This window comes from Bacillus sp. SIMBA_008 (genome assembly GCF_046535495.1).
GTDB classification, from domain to species: Bacteria; Bacillota; Bacilli; order Bacillales; family Bacillaceae; genus Bacillus; species Bacillus subtilis.
In genome coordinates, this window is record NZ_JAWRWL010001281.1 from 1 (window position 1) to 235 (window position 235).

General features: G+C 45.5%; 1 protein-coding gene. It reads right to left on the minus strand.

All coding sequences use genetic code 11. From position 1 onward, the window contains the following. Positions 1–235 (minus strand): DHHA2 domain-containing protein (locus SB658_RS27555; protein ID WP_410603748.1); only part of this gene is annotated, 235 nt, incomplete at both ends.

Sequence of the window (235 nt, forward strand, 5' to 3'; positions counted from 1 at the left end):
GTAATCACGAGAAGGAAGAGGTCAAGGTTCTTCTCGGCAATTACTTTTGAAAGAGCCGCTTCTAATTCCGGCTGCCGCTTTTTGACATCTTCAATATCAACTGTGTTGACTTGGGCGATTTCGACTTTTTTGCTGCCGAGCGTGAACTCTTTCGCATCAAGAGAAATCAGTTCTTCCACAGTTTTTTTGCTTAAGTCGGCGCCCGCTTTCAGCATGTTTAAGCCGTACTCTTCCG